Source organism: Phytohabitans houttuyneae (assembly GCF_011764425.1).
Taxonomy (GTDB): domain Bacteria; phylum Actinomycetota; class Actinomycetes; order Mycobacteriales; family Micromonosporaceae; genus Phytohabitans; species Phytohabitans houttuyneae.
In genome coordinates this window covers 3154352-3173069 of the sequence record NZ_BLPF01000001.1, presented here as the reverse complement: position 1 = coordinate 3173069, position 18718 = coordinate 3154352, and the positions used below count along the sequence as shown (strand labels likewise).

General features: G+C 71.3%; 18 protein-coding genes. 11 read left to right on the top strand and 7 right to left on the bottom strand.

Annotated features, from left to right (window positions below; genetic code table 11):
* Positions 1 to 15: 15 nt before the first annotated feature.
* The 4 genes from Phou_RS13975 (at position 16) to Phou_RS13960 (ending at position 5014) form a co-directional block, all read left to right on the top strand.
* Entirely contained in the window at positions 16 to 354 is a 339-nt protein-coding gene (locus Phou_RS13975) for a GNAT family N-acetyltransferase (RefSeq protein WP_173056449.1), read from the top strand.
* Complete coding sequence (locus Phou_RS13970; protein ID WP_173056448.1) at positions 351 to 989, top strand: pyridoxamine 5'-phosphate oxidase family protein; 639 nt, start codon at positions 351 to 353, stop codon at positions 987 to 989. The genes Phou_RS13975 and Phou_RS13970 overlap by 4 nt, the downstream gene beginning before the upstream one ends.
* Before the next feature lie 134 nt (positions 990 to 1123).
* On the top strand, positions 1124 to 4381 hold the full coding sequence (locus tag Phou_RS13965) for a S8 family serine peptidase (RefSeq protein WP_246273538.1): 3258 nt from the start codon (positions 1124 to 1126) through the stop codon (positions 4379 to 4381).
* 390 nt (positions 4382 to 4771) lie between these two features.
* Positions 4772 to 5014 (top strand): hypothetical protein, encoded by a 243-nt coding sequence (locus Phou_RS13960; protein ID WP_173056447.1) that lies wholly within the window; start codon positions 4772 to 4774, stop codon positions 5012 to 5014.
* Between the two features lie 3 nt (positions 5015 to 5017).
* Here Phou_RS13960 and Phou_RS13955 read toward each other — a convergent pair whose 3' ends face one another.
* Positions 5018 to 5785 carry a polyprenol monophosphomannose synthase gene (locus Phou_RS13955; protein ID WP_173056446.1) on the bottom strand — a complete coding sequence of 256 codons (768 nt, stop codon included), beginning with the start codon at positions 5783 to 5785 and terminating at the stop codon, positions 5018 to 5020.
* Between the two features lie 74 nt (positions 5786 to 5859).
* On the opposite strand from Phou_RS13955, the gene Phou_RS13950 reads away from it, so the two are divergent.
* Positions 5860 to 6690, top strand: a complete 831-nt coding sequence (locus Phou_RS13950; RefSeq protein WP_173056445.1) for a phosphoribosylaminoimidazolesuccinocarboxamide synthase — start codon at positions 5860 to 5862, stop codon at positions 6688 to 6690.
* On the opposite strand, the gene Phou_RS13945 is transcribed toward Phou_RS13950, so the two are convergent.
* Positions 6660 to 7277, bottom strand: a complete 618-nt coding sequence (locus Phou_RS13945) for a TetR/AcrR family transcriptional regulator (RefSeq protein WP_173056444.1) — start codon at positions 7275 to 7277, stop codon at positions 6660 to 6662. The two genes, Phou_RS13950 and Phou_RS13945, sit on opposite strands and share 31 nt — an antisense overlap.
* Positions 7278 to 7358: 81 nt before the next feature.
* On the opposite strand from Phou_RS13945, the gene Phou_RS13940 reads away from it, so the two are divergent.
* Positions 7359 to 8765 (top strand): MFS transporter, encoded by a 1407-nt coding sequence (locus Phou_RS13940; RefSeq protein ID WP_173056443.1) that lies wholly within the window; start codon positions 7359 to 7361, stop codon positions 8763 to 8765.
* A gap of 10 nt (positions 8766 to 8775) precedes the next feature.
* On the opposite strand, the gene Phou_RS13935 is transcribed toward Phou_RS13940, so the two are convergent.
* On the bottom strand, positions 8776 to 9990 hold the full coding sequence (locus tag Phou_RS13935; RefSeq protein ID WP_173056442.1) for a glycoside hydrolase family 16 protein: 1215 nt from the start codon (positions 9988 to 9990) through the stop codon (positions 8776 to 8778).
* A 130-nt stretch (positions 9991 to 10120) separates the two neighbouring features.
* On the opposite strand from Phou_RS13935, the gene Phou_RS13930 reads away from it, so the two are divergent.
* Positions 10121 to 11059: a ribose-phosphate diphosphokinase gene (locus Phou_RS13930; protein ID WP_173056441.1), complete on the top strand. Its 939-nt coding sequence runs from the start codon at positions 10121 to 10123 to the stop codon at positions 11057 to 11059.
* A 505-nt stretch (positions 11060 to 11564) separates the two neighbouring features.
* Here the strand turns inward: Phou_RS13930 and Phou_RS13925 are convergent.
* Positions 11565 to 11993: an ATP-binding protein gene (locus tag Phou_RS13925; protein ID WP_173056440.1), complete on the bottom strand. Its 429-nt coding sequence runs from the start codon at positions 11991 to 11993 to the stop codon at positions 11565 to 11567.
* Between the two features lie 112 nt (positions 11994 to 12105).
* Between Phou_RS13925 and Phou_RS13920 the strand changes: the two genes are divergently transcribed.
* Genes Phou_RS13920 through Phou_RS13910 form a run of 3 tightly spaced genes read left to right on the top strand, consistent with a single transcriptional unit; the run spans position 12106 to position 15051 of the window.
* A complete protein-coding gene (locus Phou_RS13920; protein WP_173056439.1) occupies positions 12106 to 13275 on the top strand; it encodes a PP2C family protein-serine/threonine phosphatase in 1170 nt (389 codons plus the stop codon).
* On the top strand, positions 13268 to 14395 hold the full coding sequence (gene macS / locus Phou_RS13915; RefSeq protein WP_173056438.1) for a MacS family sensor histidine kinase: 1128 nt from the start codon (positions 13268 to 13270) through the stop codon (positions 14393 to 14395). Before Phou_RS13920 ends, macS begins: the two co-directional genes overlap by 8 nt.
* Positions 14396 to 14409: 14 nt before the next feature.
* Entirely contained in the window at positions 14410 to 15051 is a 642-nt protein-coding gene (locus Phou_RS13910; protein ID WP_173058356.1) for a response regulator, read from the top strand.
* A 3-nt stretch (positions 15052 to 15054) separates the two neighbouring features.
* Here Phou_RS13910 and Phou_RS13905 read toward each other — a convergent pair whose 3' ends face one another.
* The 3 genes from Phou_RS13905 to hisN form a co-directional block, all read right to left on the bottom strand.
* Positions 15055 to 15450 carry an ATP-binding protein gene (locus Phou_RS13905; RefSeq protein ID WP_173056437.1) on the bottom strand — a complete coding sequence of 132 codons (396 nt, stop codon included), beginning with the start codon at positions 15448 to 15450 and terminating at the stop codon, positions 15055 to 15057.
* A gap of 113 nt (positions 15451 to 15563) precedes the next feature.
* Positions 15564 to 16433, bottom strand: a complete 870-nt coding sequence (locus tag Phou_RS13900; RefSeq protein ID WP_173056436.1) for a hypothetical protein — start codon at positions 16431 to 16433, stop codon at positions 15564 to 15566.
* Between the two features lie 95 nt (positions 16434 to 16528).
* Positions 16529 to 17341, bottom strand: coding sequence for a histidinol-phosphatase (hisN, locus tag Phou_RS13895; RefSeq protein ID WP_173056435.1), 813 nt, complete (start codon positions 17339 to 17341; stop codon positions 16529 to 16531).
* Positions 17342 to 17392: 51 nt separating this feature from the next.
* Between hisN and Phou_RS13890 the strand changes: the two genes are divergently transcribed.
* Complete coding sequence (locus Phou_RS13890) at positions 17393 to 17929, top strand: DUF2087 domain-containing protein (protein ID WP_173056434.1); 537 nt, start codon at positions 17393 to 17395, stop codon at positions 17927 to 17929.
* The last annotated feature ends 789 nt before the right edge of the window (positions 17930 to 18718 follow it).

Below are 18718 nucleotides of genomic sequence, written 5' to 3'. Positions count from 1 at the left end.
GGGAGAATCGGGGGCATGAGCGACTCGGTGGTGGTAGCGGAGGACAGTGCGGGGAGCCGGTTCGAGGTCCTGGTGGACGGAGAGGCGGCCGGGTTCGTGGCGTACCGGCGGAACGGGTCCACGATCTCCTTCACACACACCGAGATCGACGAACGCTTCGAGGGGCGCGGGCTCGGCTCGGTGCTCGTCAGCGGAGCGCTCGACGCGGCGCGGGCCCAGGGTGCGACGGTGCTGCCGTTCTGCCCGTTCGTGCGGCGGTACATCTCGCGGCACCACGAGTACCTGGACCTGGTGCCGGTCGACCAGCGGGCCCGCTTCGAACTGCCCGCGGACAACGGGGAGGTTGGTACATGAGTGTGCTGAGCGGTCTTGTCGAGGTCACGTCCGACGAGGAGCTCACCGAGATCGTCGGGGGCAGCCCCACGACGCCGGTGCGGGACAAGGTGCGGACGGCGTTGGCGGACGTGCACCGGCAGTGGCTGGCGGCCTCGCCCTTCTGCCTCGTCGCCACCGCGGACGCGGAGGGCAACTGCGACGTCTCGCCGAAGGGTGACCCGCCCGGCTTCACGGTGGTCCTCGACGACGCCACCATCGCGATCCCGGAGAGGCCGGGAAACCGTCGTGCTGACGGGTTCCGCAACATACTGCGCAACCCACATGTCGGATTGGTGTATCTGATCCCCGGGCGGGGCGACACGCTGCGAATCAACGGTCGGGCCCGGCTTGTGCGGGATGCACCGTTCTTCGATGACATGGTGGTCAAAGGGCACCGGCCGCGGCTTGCCCTCGTCGTGGAGGTCGAGCAGGTCTTCTTCCACTGCGCCAAGGCTTTCATGCGCTCGAAGCTGTGGCGGCCGGAGACCTGGGACCCGGAAGCACTGCCGTCGCGGGCCTGGATTGCCAAGTGCGTGGAGCGTCCGGACGACCCGATCGAGGTGCTGGAAAAGCACTACGGACCGGAATACGCCAAGGGCTTGTACGCAGGGTGATTGTCTAATTTGTACTGAGTAACGTCACGAGAGGGTCACAACCGTCCTCCAGGCAGTGACACCCATTGTCAGGAAGCGAAGGATCTCGCCTGTCGCGCCCTGCACAACAGGGCTTCTGCCTCGGAGGACGGTACGTGAGAAAACTCCCCTCGTGGGGTCGGCGTAGTGCTGCCCTGCTGCTCGCGTCGGGCGTAGCGGCCGGCATGACGCTCGCGGGTCTTCCCTCGCCCGCCAGCGCTGACCCGACGGATACACCGGAAAGCATCAAGACCGCACCCGCGGACACCCTCGACGCGCACGACGCCGACCTGCTCGCTCAGGCCAAGGCGAAGGGCGAGCAGCACGTGATGCTGATTGTCGCCACGGACAAGGGCGACGCGAAGGATGTCGCGACCGGGCTCACCAAGCTGGGCGGCAGTGTCGCAAAGCGGTACGACTCGATCGGCTACGTCCGTGCCCGCGTACCCACCGGCGCGGTGGAAAAGGCCGCGAAGCTGCCGGGCGTCGCCGCCGTCGACCTGAACGAGTCGATCCCCCTGCCCGACCCGGCGCCGGACGCGAAGGCCGCACCGAGCGGTGCCACCGCGCAGGCCGTCGCCGGCCCTGGCGCGGACACGCCGGCCGCCAACCCCTTCATGCCGACGCACGAGACCGGCGCGGTCAGGTTCAAGGACCAGCACCCGACGTGGGACGGGCGCGGCGTGACGATCGGCATCCTCGACTCCGGTGTCGACCTCGACAACCCCGCCCTGCAGACCACGACCACGGGTGAGCGGAAGGTCGTCGACTGGTTCACCGCGACCGACCCCATCTTCGACCCGGACGGCACCTGGCGCGCCATGCTCACCGCCGTGACCGGGCCGACCTTCTCGTACGCGGGCGGCACCTGGACGGCCCCGGCCGGCTCCTACCGGATCAACCGGTTCAACGAGGCGATCACCGCGGGCGGCGACCCCGCCGGCGACGTCAACCGCGACGGCGACACCAGCGACCTCTTCGGTGTGCTGTACGACCCGGTGAGCCACGACATCCGCGTCGACACCAACCAGAACCTCAACTTCACCGACGACGCCGTGATGCGGCCGTACGCGGAGAAGTTCGACGTCGGCCACTTCGGCACCGACAACCCGGCCACCGCCGTGCGCGAGCAGATGCCGTTCACGGTCGAGTACCGCGAGGACGTCGACACCACCCCGGCGGGCCTGCCGGGCGTCGCCGACTTCGTCAACATCGGCATCGTCGAGAGCTCGCACGGCTCGCACGTCGCCGGCATCACCGCCGCCAACGACATGCTCGGCAACCCGGTCTTCGACGGCGCCGCCCCCGGCGCGAAGATCGTCTCCGGCCGCGCCTGCAACTGGACCGGCGGCTGCACCGCGGCGGCGCTCCTGGACGGCATGGCTGACATGGTCATCAACCGTGGCGTCGACGTGGTCAATATGTCGATCGGCGGCCTGCCGGCGTTCAACGACGGTGGCAACGCCCGCGCCGCGCTCTACAACCGCCTGATCAACGACTACGGCGTACAGCTGGTCCTCTCGGCCGGCAACGACGGTCCGGGCGTCAACTCGGTCGGCGACCCCGGCGTGGCCACCGACGTCATCGCGGTGGCGGCCAGCATCAGCAAGGAGACCTGGCTGGCCAACTACGGCTCCAAGGTGCGGGTCAAGAACGCGCTGTTCAACTTCTCCTCCCGCGGCCCGCGCGAGGACGGCGGGTTCAAGCCGAACATCACCGCGCCGGGCGCGGCCATCTCGACCGGGCCGATGTGGCAGCCGGGCGGGCCGGTGGCCGAGGCGGGCTACCCGCTGCCGCCGGGCCTGCTGATGTCCAACGGCACCTCGATGTCGTCGCCGCAGACCGCGGGCGCGGTCGCGCTGCTGCTGTCCGCCGCGAAGGCGACCGACCGGGGCGTCACCCCGGCCGCGCTGCGCCGGGCGCTCTACAGCTCGGCCAAGTGGATCGACGGCGTACCGGCGTTCGGGCAGGGCAGCGGCATGGTCAACGTGCCGGGCGCGTGGCAGCTGCTGCGCGGCGGCGTCGAGACCCGCACGTACACGTCGTCGGCGCCGGTCTGCACCGAGCTGTCCGGCTTCCTCACCCCGCCCGGCCAGGGCACCGGCATCTACAACAGGTGCGCCGCCGCCAACGGCGGACCCAAGGCCGGAGTGAACAAGTCGTACACGGTCAAGCTGACCCGCACGAGCGGCCCGGCCGGCAACCTCCGGCACGAGCTGAACTGGCTCGGCAACGACGGCACGTTCTCGGCGCCGCGCAGCGTGGTGCTGCCGCTGAACAAGACCGTCTCCATCACGGTGAACGCCAAGCCGTCGATCGGTGCGCACGGCGCGATCCTCCAGGTCGACGACCCGGCCACGTCCGTCGTGGACTTCGAGGTGATGAACACGGTGATCGCGTCCAACGACGTGAAGAAGCCGAACTACTCGTTCAGCGCCGCGGGCGAGGTGGACCGCAACTCGCACCGGACGTACTTCGTCACCGTGCCGCCGGGTGCGGCCGCGCTGCAGGTGAACCTCTCCGGCATCGCGACCGGCTCGCAGACGCGGTTCATCACGTTCAACCCGCACGGCGTCCGGCAGGAGGACAACAGCAGCCCGAACTGCTACACAAACTACTCCGACCCGGCCGCCTGCAAGCCGCAGGAGCGGTCGTACGAGAACCCGGTACCGGGCGTGTGGGAGATCGAGGTCGAGTCGCGGCGTACCTCGCCGGCACTGGACAACCCGTACTCGCTCACCGCGCGGGTGCAGGGCGTCAAGGTGGAGCCGCCGGTGATCGAGCTGCCGACCGTGACGGCCGGTGCGGCCAACCCGGTCAGCTGGAAGATCACCAACCAGTTCGGCCCGATCAACGTGTCCGCACAGGGCGGCTCGCTCGGCAGTGCCTCGGTGCAGCGTCCGACCATCGCCGACGGCGAGGTGCAGACGTTCGACGTGGAGGTGCCGGCGGGTGCGACCCGGCTGGACGTGAAGATCGGCAACCCGAGTGACCCGGGTGCGGACCTTGACCTGTTCGTGCTCCGCAACGGGGCGGTCGTGGACTTCGACGCCGACGGTGACGCCGAGGAGTCGGTGTCGATCGCGAACCCGCCGGCCGGCACGTACACGATCGAGATCGACGGGTTCGCCGTGCCGACCGGCTCGACGGCGTACGACTACCGCGACGTGTTCTTCGCGGCGTCGCTCGGCAGCATCGAGGTGCCGTCGACGGTCGTACCGCTCGCGAACGGCGCGTCGACCACGGTCAGCGGCACGGTGACCGCCAACGCGGTGCCGGCCGGCGGCCGCAGCCTCTTCGGCGAGGCGGTCATCCTCACCGACGAGGGCGCCGTGGTGGGCCGCGCCGGCGTGGCGATCGGCTCCGTCAGCTAGGTCCGTAACGAATCGGGGCGTCCTCCTTTGCTTTGGAGGGCGCCCCGATCATTTTAGGCATATTTCCCGGGTTCGCGTCAGCTGCGGACCGCTGCTCCCGCCGGAGACCGCGGAGGCCGGCGGCTCGCCAGCGCTCGCCGAGATCCCCGGCCTCCGCTGCCGCCTCCGCGAGGCAAGCCCCCGCGGGCTCTGCCAACCGCAAAGGGTGAGGCTGCGGGAACGCATCCCAAGAAAACGCTCCGCTGCGCTCCCCGTTTCCCCGGGGCCCCGCGCAACGGTCCGGACCACCGCGGACGTCGTGGTAGCTCAAATCTCTTTCTGAAGTTGGAATGTCCGGGCCGGCGCGCGTGGATGGGCCCGCGAGTTGCCCCGAGAGGGGACCATGGGGTCATGTCATTTCTGACTCGATGGTGGGCACGCGCGACGGCCGTGCTCATCGGCATGGTGGCCGCCGTGCTCGTGCCCGCCGCGGCGTGGGCCGCCGACAACGAGATCGTCCTCGAGGCGGCTCGGCGCCGCCCCCGCATGGGGGGATTCGGGCTCTTTGCCGGGCTTTGCTGCCTGATCGTGGTGGCGATCATCGTGATCAGCCTGCTGGCGCTGACCCGCGGCCGCCGCAACAAGGGCCGCTGACGCTCAGTCGCCCTTTGCGCGGTGTTTCCAGCGCAGGCGGAAGGGCATCACGGCGCTTTCGATCTTGGTCTTGGTGGTCATCTTGGAGGCGCCGCTGGTGCGCTCCTCGAAGCGGATCGGCACTTCGATGATCGTGTGTCCGAGCTGCGTCGCCAGGTAGTGCATCTCCACCTGGAAGCTGTACCCGTTTGACTGCACGCGGTTGAGGCCGATGTCGCGCAGCACGTCGGCCCGCCACACCTTGAAGCCGGCCGTGAGGTCGCGGATCCGCACGTTGAGCAGGGTGTGGACGTAGAAGTTGGCCCAGCCGCTGAGCGCGCGGCGGTAGAGCGGCCAGTTTTCGTCGAGCTCGCCACCCGGCACGTAGCGGGAGCCGATCACGACACCGGCTCGGGTCGACATGAGCGTGCCGAGGAGGCCGGGAAGCGCCTCCGGCGGGTGGGACAGGTCGGCGTCCATCTGCGCGACGAACTCCGCGCCGCCGTCGAGGGCCTGGCCCATGCCATCCACGTACGCCCGGCCGAGGCCCTCTTTGCCCGCCCGGTGCACGACCGTGACCCGCCCTGGGTTTTCCGCCGCGAGCTTGTCGGCGACCTCGCCGGTGCCGTCGGGTGAGTTGTCGTCGGCGATGAGCACGTGCAGGCCCGGCATGGACAGCGCCAGCAGCCGCTCGACGAGCGGGGCGATATTGTCCACTTCGTTGAACGTGGGCACGACGACAGTCAATCGGGCGTCCCGCCAGGGCGTGGGCAACTCGACAGGTTTTGTCACCGCGTAAGGGTATCGCTGCCCGCCGAGAGGCGCCCGCCGCCTGTGCGGGCCTGTCCCGCCGCTACGGTGACGGGGTGGAGCTCCTGCATTCCGGCAAGGTCCGCGACGTCTACGCGGACGGCGACGACCTGATCCTGGTGGCCTCCGACCGGGTGTCCGTTTACGACGTCGTGCTGCCCACCCCGATCCCGGACAAGGGCGCGGTGCTCACCCGCCTCTCGCTGTGGTGGTTCGAGCAGCTCGCCGACCTCGTGCCGCACCACGTGATCTCGGCGTCCGACGTGCCGCCGCAGTTCGCCGGGCGGGCCATCCGCGTCCGGCGGCTGCGCATGGTGCCGGTGGAGTGCATCGCCCGCGGTTATCTGACCGGCCTCGGGCTCAAGGAGTACGAGAAGTCAGGCGCGGTGTCCGGTGTCCCGCTGCCGGCCGGGCTCGTCGAGGCCGACCTGCTGCCCGAGCCGATCTTCACGCCGACGACCAAGGCGCCGGTCGGCGAGCACGACGAGTTCATCACTTATGACGACGTGGCCGCCGAGGTCGGCGCGGCGACCGCCGAGGAGCTGTGCCGGATCACTCTCGCGGTGTACCGGCGGGGTGCCGAGATCGCCGCCGAGCGGGGCGTCGTGATCGCCGATACCAAGCTGGAGCTGGGCTGGGCGCCGGACGGCACGCTGGTGCTCGGCGACGAGGTGCTGACGCCGGATTCGTCGCGGTTCTGGGCGGCCGACTCGTGGCAGCCGGGGCGGGCCCAGTTTTCGTTCGACAAGCAGTTCGTCCGTGACTGGGCGGCGGGCACCGGCTGGGACAAGCAGCCGCCGGCGCCCGAGGTGCCCGAGGAGGTCGTGGCGGCGACGCGCGCGCGGTACATCGAGGTCTACGAGCGGCTGACCGGGCTCTCCTGGTAGACCCACCGCTCGCGCACGCTCGACCAGTCGGGCGCCGGGCCGGGCAGCGCGCCGGCGCCGGGCGCGCGCAGCCCGTCGAGCACCAGGGCCAGCCAGCGATGGCGGTACGGCCCGCCGGGCAGCACGCTCATCTCGCTGATCGTGAGCACGATGTCGGCGCTCGTCACGTCGGCGCGGAGCGTCCCCTCGGCCCGTGCGCGGCCGACGATCTCGTCGATCACCTTGTGGCCCCGCTCGGCGAGCGCGAACATCTCCTCCGTCGCCGGAAACGTCCCGGCCAGCCGGGCCAGCGAGCCGACCCGCAGGTCGACGCAGCGGCGCATGTAGCGGGTGAGCGCCGACCAGCCGTCCGGCTCCTCGGCGAGCGCCGCGTCGGCCTCGGCCATCGACCGCTCCATCGAGGTGGTGCAGATCGCCCGCATGAGGTCGACCTTGCTGGGGTAGCGGCGGTAGAGCGAGCCCATCCCCACGCCCGCGCGGGCCGCGATGGCGGACATCGGCGCGTCGGCGCCCAGCTCGGCGAAGACCTCGCGGGCGGCGAGGAAGACGGCTTCGTCGTTGCGGTCGGCCTCGGCGCGGCGGCTCATGTGACTGATCTTACGGGTGACCGGAGCGGATCGTTCCGTTAGGGTAACGGAGCAGAACGCTCCGCTCCGTTTGGGGGTACCGTGAAGCTCCTCGTCACCTGCGCGGCCCAGTTCCTTGTCGTGCTGGACGTCTCGATCGTCAACGTGGCGCTGCCCGCGATGCGCGACGACCTGGGCTTCGGCCCGAGTGGCCTGGAGTGGGTCGTCAACGCGTACGCGCTGGCGTTCGCCGGCTTCCTGCTGCTCGGCGGCCGGGTGGCCGACCTCTTCGGGCGGCGCCGGGCCCTGATCGCCGGGCTGGTGCTCTTCGCCGGCGCGAGTCTGGCCGGCGGTCTGGCCACCGCGCCGTGGGCCCTGGTGGCCGCGCGGTCGGTGCAGGGGCTCGGCGGCGCGCTGCTGATGCCCGCCACGCTCGCGATCCTGACCGCGACGTACCCGGAAGGTCCGCAGCGGGCCCGCGCGGTCGCGGTGTGGAGCGCGGTCGGCGCGGCCGGCGGAGCCGCCGGTTCGGTCTTCGGTGGCCTCCTCACCGACTTCCTCTCGTGGCGCTGGACGTTGCTGATCAACGTGCCGATCGGGGCCGCCGCGATAGTCGTGGCGCTGCTCGTGCTCGATCCCGGCCGGGACGGCGGCGGGCGGCGGCTGGACGTGCTCGGCGCGGTGACCGTGACCGCCGGCCTGACGTCGCTGGCGTTCGGCGTGACGCAGACCCGCGAGCACGGCTGGGGTGCGGCGGCCACGCTGCTGCCGCTGGTCGCCGGCATCCTGTTGCTGTTGGGGTTCCTGGCCGTGCAGGCGTGGGTGGCCCGCGAGCCGCTCATGCCGCTGCGGATCTTCCGATCCCGCTCGGTCTCCAGCGCCAACGTGGTCATCCTGCTGACCGGTGGCGCCGGCTTCGCGATGTGGTACTTCGTCTCGCTGTACCTGCAGAACGTGCGTGGCTACGGCGCGCTGGAGGCCGGCCTGGCGTTCCTGCCGCACACGGCGGCGATCATCGCGGCCGCCCGGGTGGCGCCGCGGCTGATGGCCCGGATCGGCATCCGCGCGACGGTGGTGCTCGGCGCGCTGGTGGCCGCGGCCGGCTTCTTCTGGCAGTCCCGGCTGACTGTGGACAGTGGACTCGTCACCGGGGTACTGCTGCCCGGCATGGTGATGACCGCCGGGATCGGGCTGACGTTCACCCCGCTGGCCGCCGCGGCCACGACCGGTGCGGCGCGCGGCGACAGCGGGCTCGTCTCCGGCCTGCTCAACTCCTCACGCCAGATCGGCGGCTCGGTCGGGCTCGCGGCGCTGGCGACGATCGCGGCCGCGCACACCCAGGATCTCGGTGCCTCCGGCGCGGCTGTCACGGCCGGTTACAGCCGGGCGTTCCTGATCGCCTCGATCCTGCTCCTCGTGGCCGCTGCGGCCACCGTGCTGCTGCCGCCGCCTCCGCGCACCCCAAAGGCTCCCGCCCTGGCCGAAGCGGCCAGGGCGGGAGCTGCCTGAGAGAGCGTTCTCAGGCGCGGCGCCACTTCTGGTTGGCGCCGCCGGTGCAGGTCCAGATCTGCAGCCGGGTGCCGTCGGCGGAGCTGGCTCCGCGGGCGTCGAGGCACTTGTTGGATCCGATGTTGACGATGTCGCCGTCCGCTTCGACCCGCCACTGTTGTGCGCCCGTGCCGTTGCAGTCGTACAGCTGCACGGCCGTGCCGTCCGCGGTGCCGGCCGCCGTCACGTCCATGCACTTGCCCAGCGCGCGCAGCGAGGAGTTGGCGCCGTTGGTCCAGCTCTGCGCGGCGGTGCCGTTGCACGTCCAGAGCTGCACGGCGGTGCCGTTGGCTGTGCTCGCGCTGGCCACGTCGACGCACTTGTTGCCGACCCCGACGATCGTGTTGCCACCGGGCTGCGGGTTGCCGCCGCCGGTGTTCCACGCGTACGCCCGCACGTAGTCGACCGTCAGCGTCTGCGGGAACGTCGTGGTGCCGTCCGGGTAGCCGGGCCAGAGGCCGCCGACCGCCAGGTTCAGGATCAGGAAGAACGGGCGGTTGAAGACCCACTGGTTGCCGTTGAGCGAGGCGGGGGTGATCCGGAAGAACTGGTTGCCGTCCACGTACCAGGTGATCGAGTCGGGCGCCCAGTCGACGGTGAAGGTGTGGAAGGCGTCGGCGAAGCGCGGCCCGTTGTAGCCGGCGCCGATGCCGCCCGCTCCCGAGTAGCCGGGCCCGTGCACCGTGCCGTGCGTGGTGTTGGGCTCACGGCCGATGTTCTCCATGATGTCGATCTCGCCGCTGCTGGGCCAGTTCACCGGGGTGCCGAGCATCCAGAAGGCGGGCCAGATGCCCTGACCGAAGGGGAGCTTCATGCGCGCCTCGAAGCGGCCGTACGTCTGCTGGAAGATGCCCGACGTGAGCAGCCGCGCGGACGTGTACTGGCACGTGCCGTAGTGGCACTGGAAGTTGGACGGGTTTTCCCGGCGGGCCGTGATCACCAGGTTTCCGGCGCCGTCCAGCGCGGCGTTGCGGGTGCTGTTCGTGTAGTACTGCTGCTCGTTGTTGCCCCAGCCGCTGCCGCCGATGTCGTAGCGCCACTTGCTGCCGTCCGGTGCGCTACCGGCCGCGCCGTTGAACTCGTCCGACCAGGTCAGCGCGCCCGGCTCGGCGAGTGCCGGACTGCTTGTCGCCGGCACGAAGAGGCTGGCCGCCACGAGCGCCAGGACCAACAGGGCTCTCCGCATAAAGCATCACGCTCCTCGATGTAGTTAACAAACCTGTCAGATCGATGAACGTGCTGTCAAGAGAGCGTTTTCTAGTGGCATGTTAGAGGTGATACCGGGCGCTTCCGGGCCACCGCCTAGGATCCGGTGCGTGCGTGACATCGCCGTGTTCAGCGGAACCGCCCACCCGGAACTGGCCGAGGAGATCTGCGCCCATCTGGATGTGCCACTACACCCCGTGAGAGTGTCCCGATTCGCCAACGACTGCCTCGAGGTGCAGCTCGAGGCGAACTGCCGGGAACGTGACGTCTTCCTGATCCAACCGCTCGTCCCGCCCGTGCAGGAGAACCTCGTCGAGCTGCTGCTGATGCTCGACGCCGCGCGGGGCGCCTCGGCGGGGCGGATCACCGTCGTGATGCCCCACTACGCGTACGCCCGCTCGGACAAGAAGGACGCACCGCGCATCTCGATCGGCGCGCGCCTGGTCGCCGACCTGCTGAAGACCGCAGGCGCCGACCGCGTACTCGCCCTGACGCTGCACTCGCCGCAGGTGCACGGCTTCTTCGCCATGCCGGTCGACCACCTGCACGCGCTGCGCGAGCTGGCCGCGCACTTCCGGCAGTACGACCTCGCGGAGGCCGTGGTCGTCTCGCCCGACCTCGGCAACGCCAAGGAGGCGTCGCACTTCGCCCGCATGATCGGCACCCCCGTGGCCGCCGGCGCCAAGCAGCGCTTCCCGGACGACCGCGTGCAGATCAGCGCCGTGATTGGCGACGTGGTCGACCGCGACGTGATCGTGCTGGACGACGAGATCGCCAAGGGCAGCACGATGATCGAGCTGATCGACCACCTGCGCGAGCTGAAGGTCCGCTCGATCCGCCTCGCGTGCACACACGGCCTGTTCTCCAGCGACGCCCTCCGCCGGCTCAGCGAGCAGGAGGGCGTGCTGGAAATCGTCTGCACGAACACCGTGCCGATCCCGATCGAGAAGCGTGTGCCCAAGCTGCGTGTGCTCTCCGTGGCACCGGCACTCGCCGAAGCGATGCGCCGCATCCACAATGGAGAATCGGTGAGCGCCCTCTTCAGCTAGCGCGACGGGGGTAGGTCTGGCCCCGGCTGGAGGCGGGGGTGTGGCATGTGCGTGCCTCCCAACCTGGGCGCACCAATGCGCCCACGGACCGATACCGATCCTCGCGCCATGCACGTCACAGCCAACCCCGTTGCCGAAGGAGTTCTGAACGGCCCGCCGCGGCTAACGGGGACTCCTGCCCGCTACCTCGCGTTGGAGGTCTCTAAAGGTCGGCGTGGAGCCGATGAGCTCTGACCTGCGAAGCCAGGACCTGTGCGGGTCGACGGAATCCCGAACGGCCCATCGGACTTCCTGCACTGTCGTCCGCAAAGATCCGGGATGGTGCCGCCGGACGGAGTGCGTCGGTGGACCGCTGGAGGGTCCGAGGGCCATCCCCTGCCGGAGCAGGACTCCTCGTAATGCGGCTGCCGGCAGCCCGCGTCCTTGGCAGTGGCCGGGGTGACGCGGACGGTGGTGGGGAGGCGAGGCGTGCACGACAACTCACATCTTCAAGGCCGCCGCACCCCTACGAAGCTGGCCCCAGCGCGGCGCTGATCCGCACGGTCGTGCCACCTGGGCCGGTCTGCACCTCCATGCGGTCGCTGAGCCTGCCGGCCAGCCACAGGCCCCACCCGCCCGGGGTGTCGGCGGCGGGGCGGGCGCCGCTGGACAGGCGCGTGTCGTCGAAGCCCTCGCCGTGGTCGGAGACCTCGCAGACCACCTCGTCGCCCCGGCGCCACAGGCTCAGCCGGCCCTTGCCGCCGCCGTGGCGCACCGCGTTGGTGAGCAGCTCGTTGACCGCCAGCACGAAGTCGTCAAGGCGTTGGCCGACCAAGCCGGCCTTGCCCACGCACGACGCGACCGCATGGCGCAGCCGGGTGACCTGGCTGCGCTCGAAGGTCTCGGTGAGGAGCGGGACCGTGTCGATGGGCCAACCGTACCGAAGTGAAGACACAGCCGCCGACTGGTGGTAGGGCCATCGCCGTCCGTCCACCCTGAGTTTGATTGTTTGGGCACAAGGTCGCGCAGTGTCGCCGGTCTCGGATGGGGTGTGGGATGGTCAGGGGGTGCGAAGAAGCACCACGAAGAGTGCGGCCGAGATCCTCGACCGGCTCGCGCGCACCGAGCGGCTGGGCAACCTGGGCTGGGCGGAGTGGGACCTGGTCACCGACACGGTCCACTGGTCCGACCACCTATTTGAGATCTTCGAGCGGGACCGGGCGGCCGGTCCCGCGAGCCTCGCGCAGGCCAGGGAGTACATCGTGCCCGACGACCTCGGGCGCGCGGACAAGGCGGTCCAGTCGCTGATCGGTGACGCAAAGCCGATAGATGTCACCTTTCGGATTGCGGTCGGCAGTGGAATACGCCACATCCGCGCGATTTTCGAGGCGGAGCGCGGGCGGGACGGAAAGGCCCGCTTGGTGTACGGGATCATCCAGGACGTCAGCGTCTTCGAGGCGGCCGCCCGCGACCGCGCTCGGCTGGCCGACGTCGAGGCCGAGTCCGCCGAGCTGCAGGCCAGCCTCCGCATCGAGCACAGTGTCGTGGCCGCCCTCCAGCAGGTGATTCTGCCCGTGCCCGCCGGCACCGTGCGCCGCCCGGGTCTGGAGGCGGCGGTGCGCTACCAGCCGGCCGAGGAGGTGGCGCGGGTGGGCGGCGACTGGTTCGACCTGGTGCACCTGCCCGGCGACCGCACGCTGCTCGCGGTCGGCGACGTGGCCGGGCACGGCATGCCGGCGGCAGCCAAGATGGCGCGGCTGCGGCACGCCCTCTCCGCGCTGGCGGTGACCACCGACGATCCCGCACAGCTGCTCAGCTACCTCAACCAGATGGTCTGCGACGACCCGACCGGTCCGACCGCCACCGCGGCGGTGGCCCGCTTCGACCCGGAGACCTCGTCGGTCACCTGGGCGCAGGCCGGGCACCCGCCGCCGGTGCTGCTCACCCGCGGCGGCGCGGCGCCCCTCCAGCGCCCAGAAGGCATGCTGGTCGGCGCCCTCCGCACGTCGGAGTACGGCACGGCCACCACCGCGCTCGCCCCCGGCGACACGATGCTGATCTACACGGACGGGTTGATCGAGCGGCGCACGTTCGACAGCGACTGGCTCGGGCCCGTGCTGCGCGCGCTCGGCGGTGGGGCGGATCTGCCGCTGCAGGCGCTGCTCGCCCGACTCCAGCCGGCCAGCCCGGACGACGACACGTGCGTGCTCGCCCTGCGCGCGGTCGGCGATGGCTGAGGATCCGACCGGCACCTTCCAGGTGCCGCTGTGGCGCGCGATCGCGGTGTTCCGGTTCGCCTCCATGGCGTACGTGGTGGTGATGGTCGCCCTGAACCTCACCGACTACGCACACCCGCTCGGCGCCATCCCGGCGCTGGCCGTGCTCGTCGGCTGGTCGGTCGCGGCCACGTACCTGTACGCGCGCCCGGCCTGGCGCGGCTGGCCGCTGTTCGGGACCGATCTCGCCGTGACGCTCGTACTCCTGCTCGCCTCGTCGTGGGTGGTCGGCCGCACCGCGATCGACGACGGCGTGCCCTCCCTCGCCGTCGCCTGGCAGGCGTGCCCGGTGCTGGCCTGGGCCGTCTCCGGCGGCCGCCGCCGGGGCGCGATCGCGGCGCTGATCGTCGGCGCGGCCGACGTGACGGTGCGGGCGAAGCTGACCCACGCCTCGGTCACCGGGCTGATGCTGATGCTGCTCGCCGGCGTGGCCGTGGGGCACGTCGCGCGCCTCGCGGTCGAGTCTGAGCAGCGGCTGCAGCGGGCGGTGGAGCTGGAGTCCGCCACCCGCGAGCGGGAGCGGCTGGCGCGCGGCATCCACGACTCCGTGCTGCAGGTGCTCGCGCTGGTGCAGCGGCGCGCCGCTCACCTGGACGGCGAGGCTGCCGAGCTGGCCAAGCTCGCCGGTGAGCAGGAGGCGGCGCTGCGGGCGCTCGTGGGTGGGCGCGCGCCGCGGCCGCGCGCCGGGCCTGACGTCGACCTGCGCACGATCCTTGACGGGTACGCGTCGCCGGCCGTGACGATCGCCGCGCCGGCGACACCGGTGCGGCTGCCGGCCACCGTCGCGCACGAGATCGGCGCGGCCGTGGGTGCCGCCCTCGACAACGTCGCGCGGCACGGCGGCCCCGCCACGCGCGCGTGGGTACTGCTGGAGGAGGAGTCCGGCACCGTGACGGTGTCGGTGCGCGACGACGGGCCGGGCATACCGGCCGGCCGGCTCGCGGAGGCCGCCGGCCAGGGACGGCTCGGCGTGGCGCAGTCGATCAGCGGCCGGATGGCGGACCTCGGCGGCACCGCGGACATCGTCTCGGCACCGGGGGAGGGCACCGAGGTGGAGCTGCGCCTTAGGGTGACCGGGTGAGCCAGACCCGGGTGATGGTGGTGGACGACCATCCGATGTGGCGTCAGGGCGTGGCACGCGACCTGGCCGAGGCCGGCTACGACGTGGTCGCCACGACCGGCGAGGGTGGCCAGGCGGTGCGGATCGCGCCCGCCGCGCGCCCCGACGTGGTGGTGCTCGACCTCCAGTTGCCCGACATCTCCGGCGTGGAGGTGATCCGCGGCCTGCTCGCTGCGCTCCCCGGCGTCCGGGTGCTGATGCTCTCGGCCAGCGGTGAGGAGCAGAGCGTGCTCGACGCGGTGAAGGCCGGCGCGACCGGATACCTGGTGAAGTCGGCGAGCCCGGAGGAGTTTCTCGAGGCGGTGCGCCGCACCACGGCCGGTGACGCGGTCTTCACGCCGGGGCTGGCAGGTCTGGTGCTGGGGGAGTACCGGCGGCTGGCCAAGGGCGGCGGACCGGTGGACGATGACGCGGCGCCCCGGCTGACCGAGCGCGAGACCGAGGTGCTGCGGCTGGTGGCCAAGGGCTTGTCGTACAAGCAGATCGCCGCCCGGCTCACGCTGTCGCACCGCACGGTGCAAAACCACGTGCAGAACACGCTCGGCAAGCTCCAACTCCACAACCGGGTGGAGCTGACGCGGTACGCCATCGAGCGGGGACTCGACGCGCCCGACTGAGCGTCAGCGGAGTACCGCCCACACGACCTTGCCGCCATCCCGGACCGCGCAGCCCCAGCTGGCGGCGATCGCGTCCAGGAGCAGCAGGCCGCGCCCGCCGGACGAGGTGTGTGCCGGGGTTCGTGGCCGCAGCGGCTCGGTGGACCCGTCCCGGACGGCGATGAGCAGTTCCTCCCGGTGTGTGGCCAACTGGACGGTCAGCGGCGTACCCGCGTGCAGCACCGCGTTGTTGACCAGCTCGGAGATCGCGATGTTCGCGGGCTCGGCCAGGCTTTCCCGGTGCCAGCTGGCGCAGGCGGTGGCGACCAGCTCGCGGGCCATCTGAGCCGCCTCGAGCCGGGGCTCGAGTTCGAGACTCAACCAGTGTTCTGGCGCCGGTGTGGTCGCTTTGGTCTGCATCAGGGTCACCTGCCCATGAGGTACCCCCGCCCGGCGCGGGCCATGCGTCTTTGTCACTGCGCGAACCTCACGGCCCAGCTGGGCCCTGTGTTTCAAAGGATTCGAAACAGCGCCTAGCGGCGGGCGGCGGGCACGGGCTGGTGGAGGCGCACCGGGCGGCGGCGGTGGACCGGCGCGACCTGGTGGTGGTGCTGTGGCTCCGCGTAGCGGGTAAGGCCGATCACCGAGGCCAGCGTGACCAGGAAACCGACCATGGCGAGCCACTCCCGGCCCGGCCAGATGCGGTCGCCGAGGAAGAGCAGGCCGATGATGGCGGCGGGCACCGCGCCGGCGGCGTCCATGGCGGCGACCGCGGCGGTCGTGGAGCCGCGCTGCATGGCCAGGCCGAGCAGCAGCTGGCCGACGACGGTGTGGGCGAGCAGCAGGTAGAGCAGCGGGTGGAAGAGCAGCGCCTCGGCCGAGTGGACGGCGGCGAGCGGGCGGGCGGCCACGGCCGCGGCGGAGAAGGCCATGCCGGCGAGTGAGCCGAGCGCGACCGAGCCGGGCGCGCCGTGCAGGCGGACAGCGAAAAAGCCCAGGGCGCCGATCACCGCGAGCGCGATCGCCAGGGCGGCGAGGCCCAGCGGCCCGATCTGGCGGGACGGGGCGGGCTCGGCGGCGAGCACGAGCGCGCCGATGCCGGCGAAGAGCAGGACCAGCAGCCCGACCTCGGCCGCGGGCAGGCGCCACTTCAGCACCAGCACGCCGAGCAGGGCGGTCACGCCGAGGCCCGCGGCCACGCTCGCCTGCACGAGGAAGAGCGGCAGATCGCGGCGGGCGAGGAAGGCGAGCAGGAAACCGAGGCCCTGGCAGCCCAAGCCGACCAGGTACGTGCGGTGGCTGGCCAGGCGGAGCAGGAGGCCCGGGTCGAACGTGTGGTGGACCGTCGTGCGGGTGGCGGCCACGGACTGGAGGAGGTTGGCGACACCGTACGCCAAGATCATCGCAGTGAGGAAACACCAGCCGCCAGTGGATACCACCCGGCGACTCTAGCGGGATTGTCGAGCCCTTGCCTCGGCGGCTCGCGCCGGACCACCCCTCAGAGCGCCTCAATCCCCGGAGTGGATAGCCGTTCGAGCAGGTCGGCGTGGAGCTTGCCATTTGTGGCCACCGCGCTGCCGCCACCCGGCCCCGCGCGGCCGTCCAGGTCGGTGAACGAGCCGCCGGCTTCGGTCACGATCGGCACCAGCGCGGCGACGTCCCACAGCGACAGCTCCGGCTCGACCATCGCGTCAAGCGCACCCTCAGCCAAGAGCATATAGCCGTAAAAGTCGCCGTATGCCCGGTTACGCCACGTCTGGCGGAGAATGCTGAGCATTGCGCCGAGGCGGCCGTTCTCTTCCCAGCCCATCAGGTCGGAGTAGCAGAAGCTGGCGTCGGCGAGCCGGTTCACGCCGGACACCTTGATCGGCGTTGCCGCGGCGGTGTGCCGCCCCGCGTACGCCCCGTGCCCCACGGCAGCCCACCACCGCCGCCCCAGCGCCGGCGCGGAGACCAGCCCCACCACCGGCTGGTCGCCCTCCATCAGCGCGATCAGCGTCGCCCACACGGGCACGCCACGGATGTAGTTCTTCGTGCCGTCGATCGGGTCGATCACCCACTGGCGGGTGCCGGGCCCCGCGGCGGCCTCGGTCACCCCGTACTCCTCGCCGAGCACCGCGTCCCGCGGCCGCGTGCGGGCCAGCGTCGCGCGCAGAGCGCGCTCCACGGCGGTGTCGGCGTCGGAGACCGGCGTGAGGTCGGGCTTCGACTCCACATGCAGGTCGAGCGCCCGGAACCGCGCCACGGAGATGGAATCCGCGGTGTCCGCGAGCACGTGGGCGAGGGACAGGTCATCGGCGTACCGGGCCATGGCGGGAAAGGTAGCTGATCGGAACCCCCTGCACGCGATAGCGTCCCGTTTATGAGACCGGATGCGTTGTGTGGACTGCTCGCCGAGCCTGACCGGCTCACCACCTTCGCCGCCGTGGTGCTGGGTGCGGCCAGCCCCTCCGAAGTGGCGGCCAGCACCGGCCTGCCCGCCCGCCAGGTCGTGGTCGCGCTCCGCCGCCTGGAGGTGGGTGGCCTGGTGGCGAGCGTGGACGGACGGATCGTCGCGGAGGCGAACGCGTTCAAGGAGTCCGTGCGCGAGCACGCCCCGGCACCGGCCGCCGAGGAGGACCTGGACCCCGACCGCGCCAAGGCGGCGGTGCTGCGCGTCTTCGTGCGCGACGGGCGGATCGTGCGCATGCCGGCCGCGCGGGCCAAACGGCGGATCATCCTGGAGCACGTCGCCGCCTCCTTCGAGCCCGGCATCCGCTACCCCGAGCGGGCGGTCGACGCGATCCTGCGCGCCTGGCACGACGACCACGCCTCGCTGCGCCGCTACCTCGTCGACGAGGGCCTGATGACCCGCGAGGACGGCGTCTACTGGCGCAGCGGCGGCTACGTCGAGGTCTAAAGTCCGGGCGGGCCGCGACCGTGGTCGCCGTTCAGAAGATCCAGTTCGAAGCAGATCCGGGCTACCGCGATGCCCGTCGTGGTCCGGACCGTTGCTCCCGCGGCCTCACCCTCCGCGGTCGCCAGGCTCAACCCGAGGGCCTGGTCCAATGGCAGTCACGGACCGCGGCGCCGAGTCCGCCCACGATGCGGCGCCGTCCTGGAGGGCTCTACTACCGTCAGCGACCATCCGTCGGGGGCAAGCGGCGCCGCAGTCCAGATCTTGGTGAGTTGGCGCGTTATTTCGACGCTAACTTGCCAAGATCTGCCGGAGTGGGCTCCTGGTTTGAGCTGGGCGACCACGGAGGGTGAGATGGCACCCGCGGGCATAGCGGCTCCCACAACCCCAACTCGAGGCTGCCGATCCCGGCGGGGTGCGGTCAAGGCGGTGCGGCGAGCCTGGCGCTGAGACGCTCGGCGGTGCTCTCTTGGGCTCGGGCCGCCGTTGCGGCCAGGGTGGCGCCGGCGGCCCAGGCTGTTGTCCGGGCCTGTGCGACGCTCCCGGTTTCAGTCGGCGTGGGTCTGAAACTCCCATGTGGCGCTGGGTCCGGACCGTCCGCGGTTCACCAGCAACGGTGGTTTTTCTGAACGCGTGGAGCGGCGACCGACCTGGACCGGGACGAGCGTCGCGCGTTGATCGGTGGGCGGCCGCGTCGGTCATGGAGGTCGGCGAGGGCGCTCGTGGCCGGTTCCGCGCTGCCGCGCCGAGCGACTCGCTGAGAAGGCGGCGCGCCGGCTGCCGGCGGGGTCC

What these genes read in the sequence shown, in the direction of transcription:
- Phou_RS13975 (WP_173056449.1), top strand. Translation starts at nt 16, where the DNA reads ATGAGCGACTCGGTGGTGGTAGCGGAGGACAGTGCGGGGAGCCGGTTC.
- Phou_RS13970 (WP_173056448.1), top strand. Translation starts at nt 351, where the DNA reads ATGAGTGTGCTGAGCGGTCTTGTCGAGGTCACGTCCGACGAGGAGCTC.
- Phou_RS13960 (WP_173056447.1), top strand. Translation starts at nt 4,772, where the DNA reads ATGTCATTTCTGACTCGATGGTGGGCACGCGCGACGGCCGTGCTCATC.
- Phou_RS13945 (WP_173056444.1), bottom strand. Translation starts at nt 7,277, where the DNA reads ATGAGCCGCCGCGCCGAGGCCGACCGCAACGACGAAGCCGTCTTCCTC.
- Phou_RS13935 (WP_173056442.1), bottom strand. Translation starts at nt 9,990, where the DNA reads ATGCGGAGAGCCCTGTTGGTCCTGGCGCTCGTGGCGGCCAGCCTCTTC.
- macS (WP_173056438.1), top strand. Translation starts at nt 13,268, where the DNA reads ATGGCTGAGGATCCGACCGGCACCTTCCAGGTGCCGCTGTGGCGCGCG.
- Phou_RS13910 (WP_173058356.1), top strand. Translation starts at nt 14,410, where the DNA reads ATGGTGGTGGACGACCATCCGATGTGGCGTCAGGGCGTGGCACGCGAC.
- Phou_RS13905 (WP_173056437.1), bottom strand. Translation starts at nt 15,450, where the DNA reads ATGCAGACCAAAGCGACCACACCGGCGCCAGAACACTGGTTGAGTCTC.
- Phou_RS13900 (WP_173056436.1), bottom strand. Translation starts at nt 16,433, where the DNA reads ATGATCTTGGCGTACGGTGTCGCCAACCTCCTCCAGTCCGTGGCCGCC.
- hisN (WP_173056435.1), bottom strand. Translation starts at nt 17,341, where the DNA reads ATGGCCCGGTACGCCGATGACCTGTCCCTCGCCCACGTGCTCGCGGAC.
- Phou_RS13890 (WP_173056434.1), top strand. Translation starts at nt 17,393, where the DNA reads ATGAGACCGGATGCGTTGTGTGGACTGCTCGCCGAGCCTGACCGGCTC.